Origin of the sequence: Bartonella senegalensis OS02 (assembly GCF_000312545.1) — a bacterium.
Taxonomy (GTDB): domain Bacteria; phylum Pseudomonadota; class Alphaproteobacteria; order Rhizobiales; family Rhizobiaceae; genus Bartonella; species Bartonella senegalensis.
The window spans coordinates 925,557-942,496 of sequence record NZ_HE997540.1 but is presented as its reverse complement, the minus strand read 5'-3'; the positions used below and the strand labels follow the sequence as shown (position 1 = coordinate 942,496).

The following is a 16,940-nucleotide window of genomic DNA, read 5'->3' as shown; positions in this document are numbered from 1 at the left end:
AAAAAACCAGCAGAATGCTGGTTTTTTTATATCAGTGACCTTCTATCAACAGAAAGAACATTTGAGAGGAAATCCCCCATTCTTCCCAGGAATTCTCCATACAACAATATTGGCGGAATTAGAACATGATATAAGCGAAATGAGATGTTGAGCCTTATCTCTTGCCCTCACATCCTGTCATGGCATTGCTCTCTCTCTCCTGCTTTTACCCCTCTCTTTTCAAGAGGCTTTTAAGAACACTATGAAGGAAAATATTCCCTTACCGAACTCTTTCAGCGAGAGCCAATAAAAAAAGACAACCTCTACAGCCTCTTTACATAAGCACATTGAAAACAAAGTGCACAGGCAAGAGCCACATGTTAAGATAACAAAAATACAGAAGAAAAATTAAGAAGTCCATCTGCTCTCTGAGAAAGAGAAGAGAAAAACAAAAGCTCTGCGCAGATCCACTCGCCTCACAGATTCATTTGTCTCTGAATCAAATGAATCCATCACTGATAGAGAGATAAAAATCTCAATCTTTAGCAGGCAACACTGAACGTCCGCGATACATTCCGGTTTTCAAATCGATGTGATGAGGACGACGCAGCTCACCAGAATTTTTATCCTCGATATAAGTCGGCGCCTTAAGGGCATCAGCCGAACGGCGCATACCCCGTTTCGATGGAGAGGTTTTTCGTTTAGGTACAGCCATAAAGAGACACTCCAAATCCATTAAAAGAGAAAAAGCAATGCCAAACATGATTGTTTTTTATTAAAAACATCATAAATTTGACAATGCTCTTCTCAAAAAACATTACAAAATTTAAGAGGGTTATACACTGATTAAAGTCTTTTGACTAGACATTCTTTTAATTTTTTGTTTGGCTTTAACACGACAGGCACATACAGTACAGTCAAACAGTAAACTTACAAGACAGAGTTTAAAGCTTACGCAAATTGATAAAACAAAAAAGAGTTACATTTTATGTTATGCACTCAATTCTAACACTTCATTTTACAAAATAAAGGAAACAAGAATGCATGAATTTATAACTCTTCTTGCAAAACATGCCCACAATGTTGAAAAACGGCTTTCCACCTTGTTAAGTGATCAAGTCCAGAGTGGTGAAATTGCTCGTCCTGAAATTTTACTCAAAGCCATGCGTTACGGTGTGCTTAGTGGTGGAAAACGGTTACGTCCTTTTCTGGTTATTCAAAGTGGTGCACTTTTTGACATCCCTGCCGAACACACTCTCGACGTAGCAAGTGCTTTAGAATGTGTCCACTGTTATTCTCTGATTCATGATGATCTTCCCGCCATGGATAACGACACACTCCGCCGCGGACAACCCACCGTCCACAGAGCATTTGATGAAGCCACAGCAATTCTAGCAGGCAATGCCCTTTTGACTTTTGCCTTTGAAATCATTGCCCATAAAGCCTGTGGACTTTCCTGTGAAACCAGAATCAAACTGATCACCGCTCTTTCACAAGCGTCAGGACTTGGTGGCATGATAGGCGGACAAATGCTTGACCTTGAAGCAGAAAAAAAACCACAAGAGAGCAATGATATCACGACTCTCCAACACATGAAAACAGCGTCTCTTATAAGCTTTGCTTGCCAAGCAGGTGCAATCATCAGCAATGTGTCCCAAGAATTGACTGAACAACTTGCTGCTTTTGGAACATATCTTGGTTTAGCCTTTCAGTTAACAGATGATCTTCTTGATGTCACCGCTAGCACTAAAGTTTTAGGCAAAACCGCTGGAAAAGATGAAACAGCGCACAAAGCCACTTTTATTCGTCTTTATGGCATTGAAGAAACACAAAAAAAACGAGACGAACTGATCGCTAAAGCAGAAGCGCTTTTAACCCCTTTTGGCAGCAAAGCAAAACCACTTCAACAAGCTGCTCGTTTTAGCGCAACACGCAAAAATTAAAAACCCACCACAGCAAAACACGCAAAAAAATTTCTATTGCGACCTTTATCGCACACGGAGTGAAAGGACAACAAGACAGCAAGAATATCACAACTCTGCAACACGTGAAAACAGCCGCCTTCATAAGCTTTGCTTGTCAAGTAGAAGCGAGTATTGGCAATGAATCCCAAGAATTGACCGAATAACTTGCCGCTTTTGGAACAAATCTTGGCTTAGTCTTTTGCTTAGTCTTTTAATGAACAGATAATCTTATTTATTACAGTACATTGATTTATAAAGATAAATTTATCATTTTGCATATTCAATAAAATTTCTGATACCATAAAATTCTCTTATCTCAACCCCTCTCATAGTGAATCAATGAGAATCACTTTTTTGTGTGTCTAAGTGAGGCTTCTGTCTGGATAAAAACTCTTAAAGAAAGAGATAAAATACCTCTTATGAAGCGTTTCAAGTGCCAAAGGCTGGAGCAACATTGGAAGATAGCAAATAGGTATGACCGTAGTGGCTTACTCTTTCATAAGCAAAAAGGGTGGTGCACAATCACAATGTTACGCTATACCATTTACAAACGCTGTCGTGAAATTGAGCTTTTGTGCGCTGAGAAATGTCTCTTAAAAAAGCACATGAATTTATAAAACACACGTATAATCATAATCTCACTGAGCTTTTTTGAGCGTTCCTTCTTAAAAAAATACTGTCAACAAGTAAATCAATAAATAAATAGCAAAAATATAAACGAGTGAGAAAAAGCCAAACACATTGACCATAGATGCACTCATGTAAAAAAATACCAAGAGACTGAGCCTCCCAACGGTTGACAAGAAAGACTCATATGTAGCCCTGAAATGATCGCTTATACAATCATGCAAAATAACTTCCACACGCAGATAGGTATACTTAATGAGATAAAAAATCATACAAACTAAAATGACAGCAATTTCTTTTCTTGGTTCAAAGAAAACCATTGTAAAAATCAGGGAGGCTGAAAGAAGCAGCAATAAAACAAAATTTATCTTCTCACTAAGTTTTGTAAAGAGAAAACTAGCCAAGAGCTGAGAGAGCAATATCAGGGAAAATGTCACCCCAAGATCAAAATAAGTGACATGAATATGATGATCTTTAAAGATCCACTGCCAATATTGCGAAAAGATATTGAAAAAAATCAATGAAAAATAAAAGTATAAAGAGATATAAGGAACTTGAACAAAAATAGAGATCATCTCTTTAGCTTCACAAGCGAGAAAATTTGCCTGAAGAGAATTTCTGTGGCTAGGTCTTTTTTCTCCTTTAAGGTCATCCAAAAAAAACAAGCCAAAGAATGTGGTCATCATCATTAAAAATGCTGCGATGTACCATATATATTGGCTAGAATAATCAGCAAAATAAGCACCGATTAAACTAAAGACAAACATGCCGATATAATTATATTGAGAACTTAATCCAAGCACCTTTTTAGTCGATGTCATTTTTGTTTTTGCATATTGAACAAGTAAGGCGTTATAGGCACCAGCAATTAATGTAAGCGACAAAGCATTAAAAGTTTCTGCCAAAAGAAAACCATAAAAGCTTGTAGAAAAGCCCATGAGAAAAAGCCATGTAGCTGCAAAAGCGGCTGCCAAAATGATAGATATTTTATAGCTTTTTCGATCGGCAAAATATCCAAGAGGGATATCCATCACCATCATAACAAAAGCTTGAAATGACTTAATGATACCAATATCAATAAGCGTTAAGCCTTTTTCCAGCATATAAAAGACAATAAAGGCGCCTGTTAAAATTCTTATACCGTTAAATAAAAACCCAAAGGCTAATATGCTTGCCATTCATTCCCCCCAATAGCGCCAAAAAAGGCATCTCATATATCATTTTATATAAAGATAAAAGCTCACATTTTATTACAAATAGGACAATAACCGCTATAGGGATCTTCAGTCCTATCAATTTGATATCCGGAAAAATTAATGAACAATGTTTTTTCTATAATTTGGCATTTGTCAAAATCTGTTAAATATTTCACCGCTTCAAGAGCAGCCAAAGAACCAGCAACCGCATTATACGGATCTATCAAAGTATTCATATAGTTTTGCTTAATATTCTTAACAAATTCAAATTCATTAACATCCTTCACATGATTCTGATTCACACATGCATAACATCTGGTTTTACCTGGAATAATAAGTGGCCCAACAATAGCATTTACCGTAGCCGAACCGACATATAATAGCGCACCACTCATGTTAAAAGCAGCTTTATTCATCAAATGAAAAAAATCTGGCCTTGGATTATCTGCTGCGGATATAACAAGATCAGCACTTTCGAACAAACGGCATGCTTTCTCTATATTATCTATTTTTTCATCGTAGAACTCATATTGAGTCGAAGGGCTAATGTATGGTGCTTTATCTCTAGCAACATCAACCTTTTTTTTGCCTAAATCATTATAATTGTAGAGTATTTGCCTAGATAAATTTGATTCTTCAACAATATCAAAATCATAGCTTTTAATATGCCCTACACCCATTGCAGATAATGCATAAAAAACATAACTTCCACATCCACCCAAACCAACTATAGTTACCTTAGCATCTTTCAATTTGGAATTAGCAAAAAGAGCATCATCAAAATTACCTGATACATGCTTAAATAAGTTAATTTGTCTATCAAATCTTTTATATTCCTTCTCATTAAGCCCAGCGTTTCTAAGAGAAACTTCCTTCGAAAAGGGGGGTTCTATTATTCTATTATCAAGCATATATTTTGTTAAATATAAAAACTCTTCGCTTTCTGCAGAATTGAGATTACATTTTAATATTATATCACCTATGATATTCTCAGCATCAAAACACGCCAAAGCCTTTATAACATTTGGTGATGTATCACTCATATCAAGAGCTATAACGTTCTGTATATCTGCCCCTATCAAAACCTCATCACCTTCTTGCCTTGCTGATATGGTATAAGAGTAAACATACTTGTTTTCATATAGCAAATTCATTTTCAAATCTCCTCCCCGCAAGCTGAAGATCTACATGACTCAATAAATCGTGCAAATCTTTTGTGTTATCAAAATTAAAATTATCAAAACAAAATTTACGCCCATGATACTCTTCAAGATATTTTATATGGAGCCTTATAGCATTCATTTTTTCATCTATTGAAAGCTCATCCAAGCGGATATGATGAAATCTACGAAAAAACGCAGCATCTTCTTGAATATGTGCTAATTCAGTAGAGGTAGTTGCTATAATGAGCTTTAAATTCTGTTCCAGCATAAAAGGTTTAAATAAATCCATAGCACCAATACCCCCATCACTTCTGGTATGAGCGATTGAATGTCCTTCATCAATAAACAGAGCGACATTTTCATATGGAGAAACAGTTTCTATTAAAATTCCAATTTTTCGTTCAAACTCCCCCCGCAATCCAGTACCAGATATCACACTCCCTAAATTAACTTCCAATATGACATATCCGTTCGACATAGACTTAGACTGATTAAGTCTACAAGCAAGCTCACGCACAAAAGAAGTCTTTCCACACCCGGCAGAACCAGAAATGACAATGCTTTTCTTATAAGCACAGAATAAAAAAATCATCGCCATTCTTATTGCATCTTCACGACCGATATAGGGAGATCTCTTTCCTAAACCAAGGATATTCAGATTGACTCCACATTTTCTTATATTCCCAGCCAATAACAATGCATCTTCACTCTGTAAATACATATTACCTCAAACTGTAAAAAGAAGGGGTCAAACAACCCCTTCCAATATTTTTAGTTACGACAATAAAGAATCACAAATCAAAGATTTTACTTTAGCAGATGTAGAGGAATAAGATTTGATCTTCGTTCCTAGTACCACTTTACTATTTGATTCTACTTTCATTTTAACCTCCTCGTTTAAAATAATATTTGGAAGAAAAAGTTTCCCCCATTCTAACTTTGCATTTGTATCAAATTATGTCAAATAATAAATTTTATGTCTTATGCAGTTACAGAATTGCTCAGACCATGTTTTTTGATAACGTCTCAAATCTGCAAATATTTGTCCGAAGTGAATTTTTATTTTTCGGAGAGAGAGTACTTCCAACCATTTGCATAGTTTTGATTTTACGATCGTTTATTCTATGACTTGCATAAGAAAATGTTATGGTAATAGAGGATGCCTTTTGAGATATTTGAGACATTTGAAAAAACAAGTGTAGAGCTCTACAATCCAAAAGCTGTAAAACTTTTATCACAAAATTTAAGTAATGAGATTTTTAGAAAAACGAAATTTTCCCCACTCATGAGGAAAATTCTAATGGCATTATTAAGCTACAATGAAATTCATAAAACGACTGGAAATAATGTTACACTTAGTTTGCAAATGAATTTATTTGAAAACAGTGAGCTCTCGGAGTCTTTTTCAAACTTGCCCAAAGCGTGTATGAATATAATCACTCAAAAGTGTTTCAAATTCTTCAGCAATGTGGTTTCCGCGTAAAGTCTTTACCTTCTGTCCTTCAATAAAGACAGGAGCTGCCGGACTTTCACCCACTCCAGGCAATGAAATACCAATATCAGCATGTTTTGATTCTCCTGGTCCATTGACAATACAGCCCATCACGGCAACCTTTAAACTTTCAACACCAGGATATTTTTCACGCCAGATGGACATATTTTTGTGTAAATCTGCTTCAATTTTTTGTGCTAATTGCTGAAACACTGTCGAAGTTGTGCGTCCACATCCAGGACAAGCCGCAACAACGGGCAAAAATTGTCGAAACCCCATGACTTGCAAAAGCTCCTGAGCAACCTTGACTTCCCGTGTCCGATCTCCACCGGGTTCAGGTGTTAAGGAAATACGAATCGTATCACCAATTCCTTGCTGTAACAAAATCCCCAAAGCCACAGAAGAAGCCACAACGCCCTTTGTTCCCATTCCTGCTTCTGTTAAGCCCAAATGGAGCGCATAATCACAACGCTCCGCTAAAGTACTGTAAACAGCGATGAGATCTTGTACAGCACTCACTTTTGCAGAAAGAATAATCTGATCACGTCTCAACCCTACCTCTTCAGCCCAAACAGCGGAATGAAGAGCCGACTGAACAACAGCTTCCCGCATAATTTCACCGCCAGATAAAGGCTTTTCCTGCTTAGCATTTTCATCCATAAGCCGTGTCAACAATACATGATCAAGTGACCCCCAATTCACCCCAATGCGAATAGGTTTACGATAACGACAAGCAATCTCGATAATTTCAGCAAACTGACGATCCTTTTTTGCACCAAAGCCAACATTCCCAGGATTGATCCGATATTTTGCCAGAGCCTCAGCACAGGCAGGATGTTCTGATAAAAGCTTATGTCCAATATAATGAAAATCCCCCACTAATGGTACAATGAACCCTAAGCGTTCCAATCGCTCCCGTATTTTAGGCACAGCCGCTGCCGCTTCATCACGATCAACCGTAATGCGAACCAATTGCGAACCAGCCTGCCAAAGAGCAGCAACTTGTGCAACTGTTGCATCCACATCAGCAGTATCCGTATTGGTCATTGACTGAACAACTATTGGATTGTGCCCCCCAACCAGCACATCACCAACCGCAACGGCAACAGACCGGCGACGCTCAAGAGGTTTAGATAAAGAATACCCTGTGTTCATCAAGACCTCAAATTTTCAAAACCTGCATTATTGATTATCCTTTATGGCAACGCCTGCCAGAGCACAATTATAAAAAACAGTACAACTTGAAAAAATGAATGAAAGAAATACTCTCTCACTGTGCCAAAACTCTCAGCTTTTTCGCTTTACTAAAAAGCAAGCAAGCGCAAACAATGCAACCTTTCAATTTTTAAGCCGTTATAACAAAACCCCAAACACAATTCCAACTCTATGCAACACTATATCACATGAAGGAGGAAACCCATGTGCCTATTTTCGCCCCACACTAAAAATGCTAAAATTAAAAAGCGCATCGCACAATTAAAAAACGAACTCGTTCCCGTGAGTCATCTGCGTTCTCAGAGGAACAGCTTTGAGAACATCTCTGACATCTTTGAGACATGGAAACAAAAAGGCCACCACGCACTTTACCATCTCAACGAACATGTTACAGAATTGAAAAAAAAAGCAAAAGAAAACCCTAAAAAAACCCTTGCGTTAGCGGCAGGATTAGCTTTAGCGGGCTTCTTGCTGGTCCGTAAACATTAAAACCATACCCCTACCTGAGACTTTTCCCAATAGCCCACTTTCCAATGCCCACTGTAAAGTGGGTATTTTTCTCTATTCCTGTGAATATTATAAAATATCATACAATTTTCAGCTTAGAAAAAAGTATTTTAAGATATGCACTATAACATACCAAACAAAATCTTCTAAAGTAAAAGCCCATTTACTGTAAGCAAAAGGGATAAAAATCAAACTCAAAAAGCCCAAAATCTTAGCCTCCAGAACCGCGTTGTAAAATATCGACATAAAACATGACAACGGACATACCAAGAATGTGTTTCTCCGCCCCTTTCTGTCTAGGATCTAAAGAAATAGGCACAAAAACAAATAGAGCGCGCAATTTCGATAAAACAACCCTCTTCACAGAACAGACCAAACAAAATTTTCCAAAATAAAGACGCATTTTCTATAAGCAAAAGGGATAAAAATCAAACGCAAAAGAGCAAATGTTATTTTCCAGGACCGCGTTGTGAAGTATCGACATAAGTAACAACAGACATACCAGGAATGAGTTTCTCTGCCCCTTCCTGTCCAGGATCTAAAGAAATACGCACCGAAATACGTTGCGCAATTTTGATGAAGTTACCAATTGCAGTATCTGTTTTTAACAGTGAAAATTCCGAACCTGTGGCAGGCGCGAAACGAACCACACGTCCTGTTAATTTCTGATTGTTCAATGCATCAACAGAAAAAACAACAGGCTGCCCGACACGCATCTGAGAAAGTTGCGTTTCTTTATAATTGGCAATAATCCAAATATCATCAGAAATGAGTGACACCAATTGCGTACCAGGCAAAACATATTGTCCTACCCGCGCCCCAACCAATCCAACATATCCTGTTTTAGGAGATAAAATCTTCGTGTGCTTTAGATTAAGCTTAGCCAATTCAACGCCAACCTTTGCTCCAGCAACCTCTGACTGCAAACTTTGCCGTTCAAGATCCAACTGTTTTTGCAACTGGCGTTTTGTTTCAAGTGCTGCCAATAATTGCGAAAGAGGACGAGAAACGGAACTGGCCCCATCCCCAAAGCCTAACTTCTTGTTTTCAGGAATGACATTAGAGAATGCACGCGAACGGGTCAATTCGGCTTCTGCTGTATTAATCTCTCCCTGCAACAGCTGCGCCTGCAAAACAACGCTTGCAAGTTTTGCATTTTTTGAATCCAACACAGCCTGTGCCTTTGCAAGCTGTTGGCGAAAGAGGGAATCATCAAGTTCAAAGAGCAGCATTCCCTGTTCAACTCTTTGGTAATCCTGCACATAAATCCGTGCGATCACCCCAGAGATCTGTGAACTCACCAGAGTCATATTGCCCTTAACGGAAGCATTATCGGTTATTTGAATTGTACTCACAAAAGGGGGAAGTTTCCAAGCCCATAAAATCAGCAAGCAACCTGTAATTCCTGAAAGGAATGCAATAATCGTCGCTCTTGACCGTAATGCTTTTATCACTTTTTACACTCCTCCTGTATGAGATTGCTCTGCTTTTCAAAGCTACGCAAAGAGCATGACTTTAAAAATATTTTGGCAAGAAAAATAGCAAACACAACCGTTGAAATATAAAAATATAGCCGAAACACATCATCGTAAGCAAAAATATTTGCGGTTAATTTAAGTTTTTCAATCAACCTAGATACGCCTTGCTCGTCCCCTAATCTATAAGGATTTGTCCCCCAAAAAGAAGACGAAAATAAGGTATTGATCTCACCTGAAATAAGGCGATCTGTTACAACAATATTTTGCGTTAAGGACTCAAAGTTTTTATAAGCGAAAAAAAGCTGCAGACTGCCAAAAAAAGCCGATCCCATTAATCCGCCGGTCACTTGCGTCAGCAGAAAAACAGTAATAAAACTCAAAACGTAACGCGGTCCTCGCTCACCGGCTATCACAAACCCCCTAGAAAGAGCAGGAGGCAAAAAGAGCGCATAACTAAAACTCACCAACCCCTGACTCAACATCATATCTTTTGGGAGCGTTAAATGGTTCACATGACTATCTAAATAAGCACCAACAGCCAAACATCCCAAAGATAAAAGATAAAAATAATCCTCACGCCCCACCCGGAAAAAAAACACACAAGCGGCTCCGCCTAGAAGGGTGCCAAATGTAACAGCAAGATACATTGGCATCATTTCACGATTCAACAAACCAAAGAGATTAAAAAAATTTGCTGCTAAACTTGATCGCTCTAAGAGGAAAACGTGAAAAACCAATAAAATGAGCACAGGCTGTACGATTTCTTTACTGCAAATCCATCGTAAATCAATCAATGGTTTTTCTCGATTCAGTTCAATAATTGTGGCAACGACCAAAGAGAAAACAGCCAATGCAAGCCCCCAGCCAATCCAAGGTGCTTCATACCACCAATACAAAGTTCCAACAGACATAATCACGGCATTGAGTCCAAGACCAAGAGCAATCAAACTATAGCTCACCCAATCTAACTTCTGAATGACCTTGTTACGGACAACAGGTGTCAGAGGGAGAGCATAGATACATCCCAAACTGATAAGAACCAATCCCATTTCCAGTGCTGAAAGACTTAAAAATCCACCATTTTCCAACAAATCAGGAGAAATCAACCGTGATAAAGGCGCTGCTAAAGCAGCATTCATATAATTCAAACTAAGACCAACAGTGAACTTCTTTGCTGGTGCAAAAGCCTCCATCATATAAAGCAATGCCAGTGAAGCCAACGGCGCCGCAGCAACACCAGCAAAAAAACGAATGATCAGTGCAGAACGCAAATCCGTGACAAAGAGCTGCAAAGCACAAACCAAAACGAAGCCAAGGATTGAGAGTTCAGCAAAAGCCCGAAGCCCAAACTGATATCGGATTTTGATCAACATGATCGCAACACTGACATTTGGCGCCATATAAGCAGCCACCAACCATGTTGTTTCCGTCAGAGTTGCATGGAAATCACCGGTAAGATAGATAATATTAGATTGAACAATATTTGCCCCTAAACCATAAGCCCACTGCAAAATAAAAGAGGCTAAAATATACACGAAACATTTTGGCAAAGGCCCGGCAAAAACGACACCGGGATGGGGAAAGGGCTTTCCCCCTCTTTTAGCAGATAAAACCGCATTCCTTCTGCCGCTCACGTCACTTTTTCCTGTATAATCTATTATGCCTCCGTCAGCCCAGCATCAGCAACTTTCAACTGCTGAAAAAAGTCTTCTATTTTATGACTGATCTCATCATTTGAGTCCCCTTCTAACGTTGCTCGCACCTTTAAAATCTGCTGTTCCAAATCATCAAAAGAAAGATGTTGAACAGCCACAACACGCTCCACCAGAACAGAACACCCCGAAGAGGTAATATTGGCAACGCCCCCGCAAACAGTAAACAGCTTTTCCCCTGAAGAGGTGAGAACGCGCACACTTCCCAACACAATACTTGCCACCAGCGGTGCATGATGCGCCATCACTGTCAAAGCACCTGAGGCTGAAGGAAGAACAACAGACACCACCTGCTCTGAAAACACAAGTTTTTCAGGAGACACAATCTCAAACAAAAAATGGTCTACTCTCTTGTTTTCCACACAAATCTCCACGACACTCGATATGAGGACGCCCTATCCTCTTTTAAAACAAACATTCACTACAGACTTTCTTTTTATGAAGAAGCCTCTGCAATAAGACGCTTTCCTTTTTCAATGGCTTCATCAATCGAACCGACCATATAAAAAGCTGCTTCTGGCAAATCATCATACTCACCGGCGCAAAGTCCTTTAAATCCTTTGATTGTCTCTTCTAAAGGCACCAGTTTTCCGGGTGAACCGGTAAAGGCTTCAGCAACATGGAAAGGTTGCGAAAGGAAACGTTCAATTTTACGAGCACGCCCCACCAACAACTTATCATCTTCAGAAAGTTCATCCATTCCGAGAATAGCAATAATATCCTGCAAAGATCTATAGCGTTGTAAAATGGTCTGCACTTGACAAGCGACCGTATAATGCTCTTCCCCCACGACCAATGGATCAAGCATACGTGAGAAAGAATCGAGTGGATCAACTGCTGGATAAATACCCTTTTCAGCAATAGAACGAGAAAGAACAGTGGTTGCATCCAAATGGGCAAAAGATGTTGCGGGAGCAGGATCTGTCAAATCATCGGCAGGAACATAAATAGCTTGGACAGAGGTAATAGAACCCGTTTTCGTACTGGTAATCCGCTCTTGCAGAGCCCCCATATCGGTTGCCAAAGTTGGCTGATACCCCACAGCAGAAGGGATACGCCCTAAAAGAGCTGACACTTCAGCGCCAGCTTGCGTAAAACGGAAAATATTATCCACGAAGAACAAAACATCTTGTCCCTCATCACGGAAACTTTCTGCAATGGTCAATCCTGAAAGAGCCACGCGTGCACGTGCTCCTGGTGGTTCATTCATTTGCCCATAAACGAGTGCGCATTTTGATCCTTCTGTTGAACCATTGTTGTCTTTTGGATTGACATTCACGCGACTTTCGATCATTTCATAATAAAGATCATTTCCCTCACGTGTACGTTCACCAACACCAGCAAACACTGAATAGCCACCATGCGCCTTTGCAATATTGTTGATAAGCTCCATAATGAGAACAGTTTTACCGACACCGGCGCCTCCAAACAAGCCAACCTTCCCGCCTTTAGAATAAGGTGCTAACAGATCAACGACTTTAATACCAGTCACCAGGATTTCTGATGCGGTTGACTGTTCGACATATTCAGGAGCCTCTTGGTGAATGGAACGGGTTTTACTTGTCGCAATGGGGCCCACATTATCCACCGGCTCTCCAATCACATTCATAATACGACCAAGTGTTGCCTCACCAACGGGAACACTGATCTGTGTTCCTGTATCAAAAACTTTTTGACCACGGACCAACCCATCGGTGGTATCCATAGCAATGGTACGCACAGTATTTTCACCCAAATGCTGAGCAACTTCTAGAACCAATCGATTGCCTAAATTATCTGTTTCTAATGCATTCAGAATATTTGGCAAAGTGCCTTCAAACTGCACATCAACGACAGCACCAATAACCTGTTTGATCACACCAACTGCTGCTTCTGCAAGCGGACCTTTTTGAGGAGACGTATGCACAGGACCAGAGGAATCCTTTACACCAGCTTGCGTTTTCGAGGTGGCCTTTTTCACGCCCGAACGAGCAGGAGATTTTTTTTTCTCAACTTTTGCTGCTTCCTTACTTGACGTCACTGCTTTTACCATCAATTCTTACCTTTTCAATTTAAAGCGCTTCAGCGCCCGCAATAATTTCGATCAATTCGGTCGTAATCTGTGCCTGACGCTGACGATTATAAGCCACCGTCAATTTATTAATCATTTCACCTGCATTGCGCGATGCATTGTCCATAGCCGTCATTTTTGCGCCCATTTCACCGGCAATATTTTCAAGCAAAGCCCGAAAGATTTGCACAGAAAGATTGCGTGGCACAAGCTCATCCAAAAGGGAAGCTGCATCAGGCTCATAATCATAAACGATGGATTGTAGCCGCACACTACTGTCTCTTTTTTGTTCAACCTCTCTTGTTTCAACAGCACCCCTTGGAGGCACCATAGGGATCAAACCAAAAGCGACGGGACGCTGATTAATCACTGAAACGAATTCAGAATAGAACAGCGTACAAACATCAAAAGCATTTTCATCGAATAAATCAACGATTTTCTGACTAATCATCGCCGCCTCTGCAAAACCAATTCGCTTCACGGATTGCAAATCGATATGATCAATCATCAAAGCTTTGTAATCACGGGATAAAATATCTGCTCCCTTTTTTCCGACGGTTAAAATTTTAACGATTTTACCGGCAGCAAGCAATGTCTTAATATGTTCGCGAGCCCGACGAGCAATCTGCACATTAAAAGCACCACAAAGCCCACGTTCAGCAGTACAGACCACGAGGAGATGAACATCATCTCGTCCAGTCCCACGCATGAGAAGTGGAGCATCGATAGGGTCCACATCCATAGCAACATTTTCCAAAATAGCGGCCATCCGCTGCGCATAAGGACGGGCAGACTGAGCCGCCTCTTGTGCACGGTGCAACCTTGCCGCAGCAACCATCTGCATGGCTTTGGTGATTTTCTGTGTTGCCTTAACCGAGGCGATACGGTCTCTAAGATCCTTTAATGACGCCATTGCAGCATTCCATCAACTCATTACGAAAAATTCTTTGCGTAAGTATTAAGAACAACGACCAACTTATCCTTGATCTCATCGGTTATCTGTTTTTGATCGGCAATTGCCTGCAAAAGATCTGCGTGATCATTGCGTAAAAGGATCAAAAGTCCCTGCTCAAATCGACCGACATCAGCCACAGCCAAAGCATCAAGATAACCATTGACACCTGCGAAGATAACAACAACCTGTTCTTCTGTTTTCAATGGAGAAAATTGCGGTTGCTTCAAAAGCTCTGTCAAACGGGCACCACGATTTAAAAGGCGCTGCGTTGAGGCATCCAAATCGGAACCGAACTGTGCGAAAGCAGCCATTTCGCGATATTGTGCTAATTCCCCTTTAATGGAACCAGCGACCTGCTTCATGGCTTTAATTTGTGCAGCGGAACCAACACGCGAGACAGAAAGACCAACATTCACAGCAGGACGAATTCCCTGATAAAACAAATTAGTTTCTAGAAAAATTTGCCCATCAGTAATGGAAATCACATTTGTGGGAATATAGGCAGAAACATCATTAGCCTGTGTTTCGATGACAGGCAAAGCGGTCAAAGACCCGGAGCCATTTTCAGCATTAAGCTTTGCCGCGCGCTCTAAAAGACGCGAATGAAGATAGAAAACATCACCAGGATAGGCTTCACGACCAGGTGGGCGACGCAGCAAAAGAGACATTTGACGATAAGCGACAGCTTGTTTTGAAAGATCATCATAACCAATCAAAGCATGTTGTCCATTATCACGGAAATATTCGCCCATTGCACAACCGGCGAGAGGGGCGATAAATTGCATAGGGGCAGGATCAGACGCTGTGGCCGCTACGATAATGGAATATTCAAGCGCTCCGCGCTCCTCTAGAACTTTCACAAATTGCGCCACAGTTGAACGTTTTTGACCAATAGCAACATAAATACAATAGACCTTATCCTGCTCATTCCCGGCACCTTTTTCATGGAAGGGTTTCTGGTTCAAGAAGGTATCGAGCAAAATCGCTGTTTTTCCTGTTTGACGATCACCGATCACCAACTCACGTTGTCCCCGTCCGATGGGGATGAGCGCATCAATAGCCTTCAATCCTGTAGACATTGGCTCATGCACGGACTGACGAGGAATAATACCTGGAGCTTTAACATCGACACGACGATATTCTGTTGCCTTAAGGGGTCCCTTACCATCTATAGGGTTTCCGAGTGCATCGACAACGCGCCCTAGCAAAGCTGGACCGACAGGTACCTCGACAATAGCACCGAGTCGTTTAACGCAATCGCCTTCACGGATATCACGATCTGACCCGAAAATGACCACCCCGACATTATCGATTTCCAAATTGAGTGCCATACCGCGCACACCATTTGAAAAGGAGACCATCTCCCCTGCTTGGACATTATCCAAACCATAAACGCGAGCGATACCATCACCCACAGACAAAACCCAACCAATTTCTGAAACTTCAGCCTTTTGGTCAAAGTTTTTAATTTGTTCTTTTAGAATTTTTGAAATTTCAGATGGTCTAATATCCATCAGCTGACCTCTTTTTTCAATGCAAGCTTAAGCGAAGACAACTTCGCCATAAGGGACGTATCGATCTGTGATGATCCAAGACGAATGATCAGCCCACCAAGAATTGTTGGATCGACACAGATATTGAGCAAAACTTTCCCCCCAACGACACTTTCCAAAGCGACTTGCAACTCTTGTTTCTGCTGAGAATCAAGTGGGCGTACAGAAATAATCTGTGCTGACACTTCCCTACGAGAGAGAGCAACACGACGCTGAAAAGCCTGTAAAATACCAGACAAGGCACGCAGGCGATGGTTTAGCGCGACAACACGCAAAAAACGGCTCAGAATCTGACCAGCATCCTCATCAGCAAACTGAATGTTTTCACAAACAGACTGCATAACTTTGACCTGCTCATTTACGGAGAAGAAAGGGCTTTGCACAAAGCGTTTTAAGTCTTCATTTTGATCTAAGACCACCAAAAAAGATTCGACTGCCTTTTCAACCTTTTCGACAAGGCCTTTTTCTTGAAGGAAATCAAAAAATGCCTGTGCATAGCGTTGATTCACCAATGGCAGCGGTATAAGAGAAAATGAATTCGACACGAAATACCGCCTCTTTCCCTTGAGCGATTCTCTGATAGCTATCAGATGAAATGAATGAGCACCTAAATTTTAAGAATCTGTTTCTTAAAATCCAGAACAAAAAACTTTTCGGTTTCTAGCATAGACATAACCGACTGGCAACACCACAAATGGCTGCTTTTTGAAAATTTTAGACAAAACATTCAAAATATTTTTGGAAATGATTTTCCAGAGAACCATTGGTTTTTCTGTGTTTCTTTTTGGCATTCTCTGAGCGATTTTTCAAGTCTCTTTTTTGTTTTATTAAAGTGTGAGGACAGTAAAGAAAAGATGTTCTTTAGTTTTAAAATGGAACATTTTTGGTAAAATATTTTGAGCAGGAGGTTCCCCCGCTACCGCTACCGCTACCGCTACCGCTACCGCTACCGCTACCGCTACCGCTACCGCTACCGCTACCGCTACCGCTACCGCTACCGCTACCGCTACCGCTACCGCTACCGCTACCGCACCGCTACGCTACCGCTA

Annotated in this window: 15 protein-coding genes; 2 read left to right on the top strand and 13 right to left on the bottom strand. The window is 40.5% G+C overall.

All coding sequences use genetic code 11. From position 1 onward, the window contains the following. Positions 1–514: 514 nt before the first annotated feature. The gene (gene rpmF, locus BN200_RS03710) at positions 515–694 is read right to left on the bottom strand and encodes a 50S ribosomal protein L32 (RefSeq protein ID WP_011181291.1); all 180 of its coding nucleotides are present in this window, start codon (positions 692–694) and stop codon (positions 515–517) included. Between the two features lie 325 nt (positions 695–1,019). On the opposite strand from rpmF, the gene BN200_RS03705 reads away from it, so the two are divergent. Beyond that, positions 1,020–1,922: a polyprenyl synthetase family protein gene (locus BN200_RS03705; RefSeq protein WP_019221115.1), complete on the top strand. Its 903-nt coding sequence runs from the start codon at positions 1,020–1,022 to the stop codon at positions 1,920–1,922. Positions 1,923–2,608: 686 nt separating this feature from the next. Here BN200_RS03705 and BN200_RS03700 read toward each other — a convergent pair. The 4 genes from BN200_RS03700 to ispG form a co-directional block, all read right to left on the bottom strand. Continuing rightward, positions 2,609–3,748: an MFS transporter gene (locus tag BN200_RS03700; RefSeq protein WP_019221114.1), complete on the bottom strand. Its 1,140-nt coding sequence runs from the start codon at positions 3,746–3,748 to the stop codon at positions 2,609–2,611. Between the two features lie 62 nt (positions 3,749–3,810). Next, positions 3,811–4,920: a HesA/MoeB/ThiF family protein gene (locus BN200_RS03695; protein WP_019221113.1), complete on the bottom strand. Its 1,110-nt coding sequence runs from the start codon at positions 4,918–4,920 to the stop codon at positions 3,811–3,813. Continuing rightward, a complete protein-coding gene (locus BN200_RS03690) occupies positions 4,904–5,650 on the bottom strand; it encodes an AAA family ATPase (RefSeq protein ID WP_019221112.1) in 747 nt (248 codons plus the stop codon). The genes BN200_RS03695 and BN200_RS03690 overlap by 17 nt, the downstream gene beginning before the upstream one ends. 684 nt (positions 5,651–6,334) lie before the next feature. Further along, the gene (gene ispG, locus BN200_RS03685; RefSeq protein ID WP_019221111.1) at positions 6,335–7,576 is read right to left on the bottom strand and encodes a flavodoxin-dependent (E)-4-hydroxy-3-methylbut-2-enyl-diphosphate synthase; all 1,242 of its coding nucleotides are present in this window, start codon (positions 7,574–7,576) and stop codon (positions 6,335–6,337) included. A gap of 264 nt (positions 7,577–7,840) precedes the next feature. Between ispG and BN200_RS03680 the strand changes: the two genes are divergently transcribed. Then, positions 7,841–8,125 carry a hypothetical protein gene (locus BN200_RS03680; RefSeq protein ID WP_019221110.1) on the top strand — a complete coding sequence of 95 codons (285 nt, stop codon included), beginning with the start codon at positions 7,841–7,843 and terminating at the stop codon, positions 8,123–8,125. A gap of 229 nt (positions 8,126–8,354) precedes the next feature. Here the strand turns inward: BN200_RS03680 and BN200_RS03675 are convergent, their stop codons facing one another. The 8 genes from BN200_RS03675 to atpH all read right to left on the bottom strand — a co-directional run bounded on the left by BN200_RS03675 (position 8,355) and on the right by atpH (position 16,436). Continuing rightward, on the bottom strand, positions 8,355–8,519 hold the full coding sequence (locus BN200_RS03675) for a hypothetical protein (protein WP_154645971.1): 165 nt from the start codon (positions 8,517–8,519) through the stop codon (positions 8,355–8,357). A gap of 73 nt (positions 8,520–8,592) precedes the next feature. Then, positions 8,593–9,597 (bottom strand): HlyD family secretion protein, encoded by a 1,005-nt coding sequence (locus tag BN200_RS03670; protein ID WP_019221108.1) that lies wholly within the window; start codon positions 9,595–9,597, stop codon positions 8,593–8,595. Beyond that, a complete protein-coding gene (locus tag BN200_RS03665) occupies positions 9,594–11,255 on the bottom strand; it encodes an MFS transporter (RefSeq protein WP_019221107.1) in 1,662 nt (553 codons plus the stop codon). Before BN200_RS03665 ends, BN200_RS03670 begins: the two co-directional genes overlap by 4 nt. Positions 11,256–11,278: 23 nt before the next feature. Beyond that, positions 11,279–11,695: an ATP synthase F1 subunit epsilon gene (atpC, locus tag BN200_RS03660; protein WP_195886754.1), complete on the bottom strand. Its 417-nt coding sequence runs from the start codon at positions 11,693–11,695 to the stop codon at positions 11,279–11,281. 74 nt (positions 11,696–11,769) lie between these two features. Continuing rightward, a complete protein-coding gene (gene atpD, locus BN200_RS03655; RefSeq protein WP_019221105.1) occupies positions 11,770–13,365 on the bottom strand; it encodes a F0F1 ATP synthase subunit beta in 1,596 nt (531 codons plus the stop codon). Between the two features lie 19 nt (positions 13,366–13,384). Further along, entirely contained in the window at positions 13,385–14,296 is a 912-nt protein-coding gene (locus tag BN200_RS03650) for a F0F1 ATP synthase subunit gamma (RefSeq protein WP_019221104.1), read from the bottom strand. 20 nt (positions 14,297–14,316) lie between these two features. After that, on the bottom strand, positions 14,317–15,852 hold the full coding sequence (atpA, locus tag BN200_RS03645; RefSeq protein ID WP_019221103.1) for a F0F1 ATP synthase subunit alpha: 1,536 nt from the start codon (positions 15,850–15,852) through the stop codon (positions 14,317–14,319). After that, positions 15,852–16,436 carry an ATP synthase F1 subunit delta gene (atpH, locus tag BN200_RS03640; RefSeq protein ID WP_019221102.1) on the bottom strand — a complete coding sequence of 195 codons (585 nt, stop codon included), beginning with the start codon at positions 16,434–16,436 and terminating at the stop codon, positions 15,852–15,854. The genes atpA and atpH overlap by 1 nt, the downstream gene beginning before the upstream one ends. Positions 16,437–16,940: the final 504 nt, after the last annotated feature.

What these genes read in the sequence shown, in the direction of transcription:
- rpmF (WP_011181291.1), bottom strand. Translation starts at nt 694, where the DNA reads ATGGCTGTACCTAAACGAAAAACCTCTCCATCGAAACGGGGTATGCGC.
- BN200_RS03705 (WP_019221115.1), top strand. Translation starts at nt 1,020, where the DNA reads ATGCATGAATTTATAACTCTTCTTGCAAAACATGCCCACAATGTTGAA.
- BN200_RS03700 (WP_019221114.1), bottom strand. Translation starts at nt 3,748, where the DNA reads ATGGCAAGCATATTAGCCTTTGGGTTTTTATTTAACGGTATAAGAATT.
- BN200_RS03695 (WP_019221113.1), bottom strand. Translation starts at nt 4,920, where the DNA reads ATGAATTTGCTATATGAAAACAAGTATGTTTACTCTTATACCATATCA.
- BN200_RS03690 (WP_019221112.1), bottom strand. Translation starts at nt 5,650, where the DNA reads ATGTATTTACAGAGTGAAGATGCATTGTTATTGGCTGGGAATATAAGA.
- ispG (WP_019221111.1), bottom strand. Translation starts at nt 7,576, where the DNA reads ATGAACACAGGGTATTCTTTATCTAAACCTCTTGAGCGTCGCCGGTCT.
- BN200_RS03680 (WP_019221110.1), top strand. Translation starts at nt 7,841, where the DNA reads ATGTGCCTATTTTCGCCCCACACTAAAAATGCTAAAATTAAAAAGCGC.
- atpD (WP_019221105.1), bottom strand. Translation starts at nt 13,365, where the DNA reads ATGGTAAAAGCAGTGACGTCAAGTAAGGAAGCAGCAAAAGTTGAGAAA.
- BN200_RS03650 (WP_019221104.1), bottom strand. Translation starts at nt 14,296, where the DNA reads ATGGCGTCATTAAAGGATCTTAGAGACCGTATCGCCTCGGTTAAGGCA.
- atpA (WP_019221103.1), bottom strand. Translation starts at nt 15,852, where the DNA reads ATGGATATTAGACCATCTGAAATTTCAAAAATTCTAAAAGAACAAATT.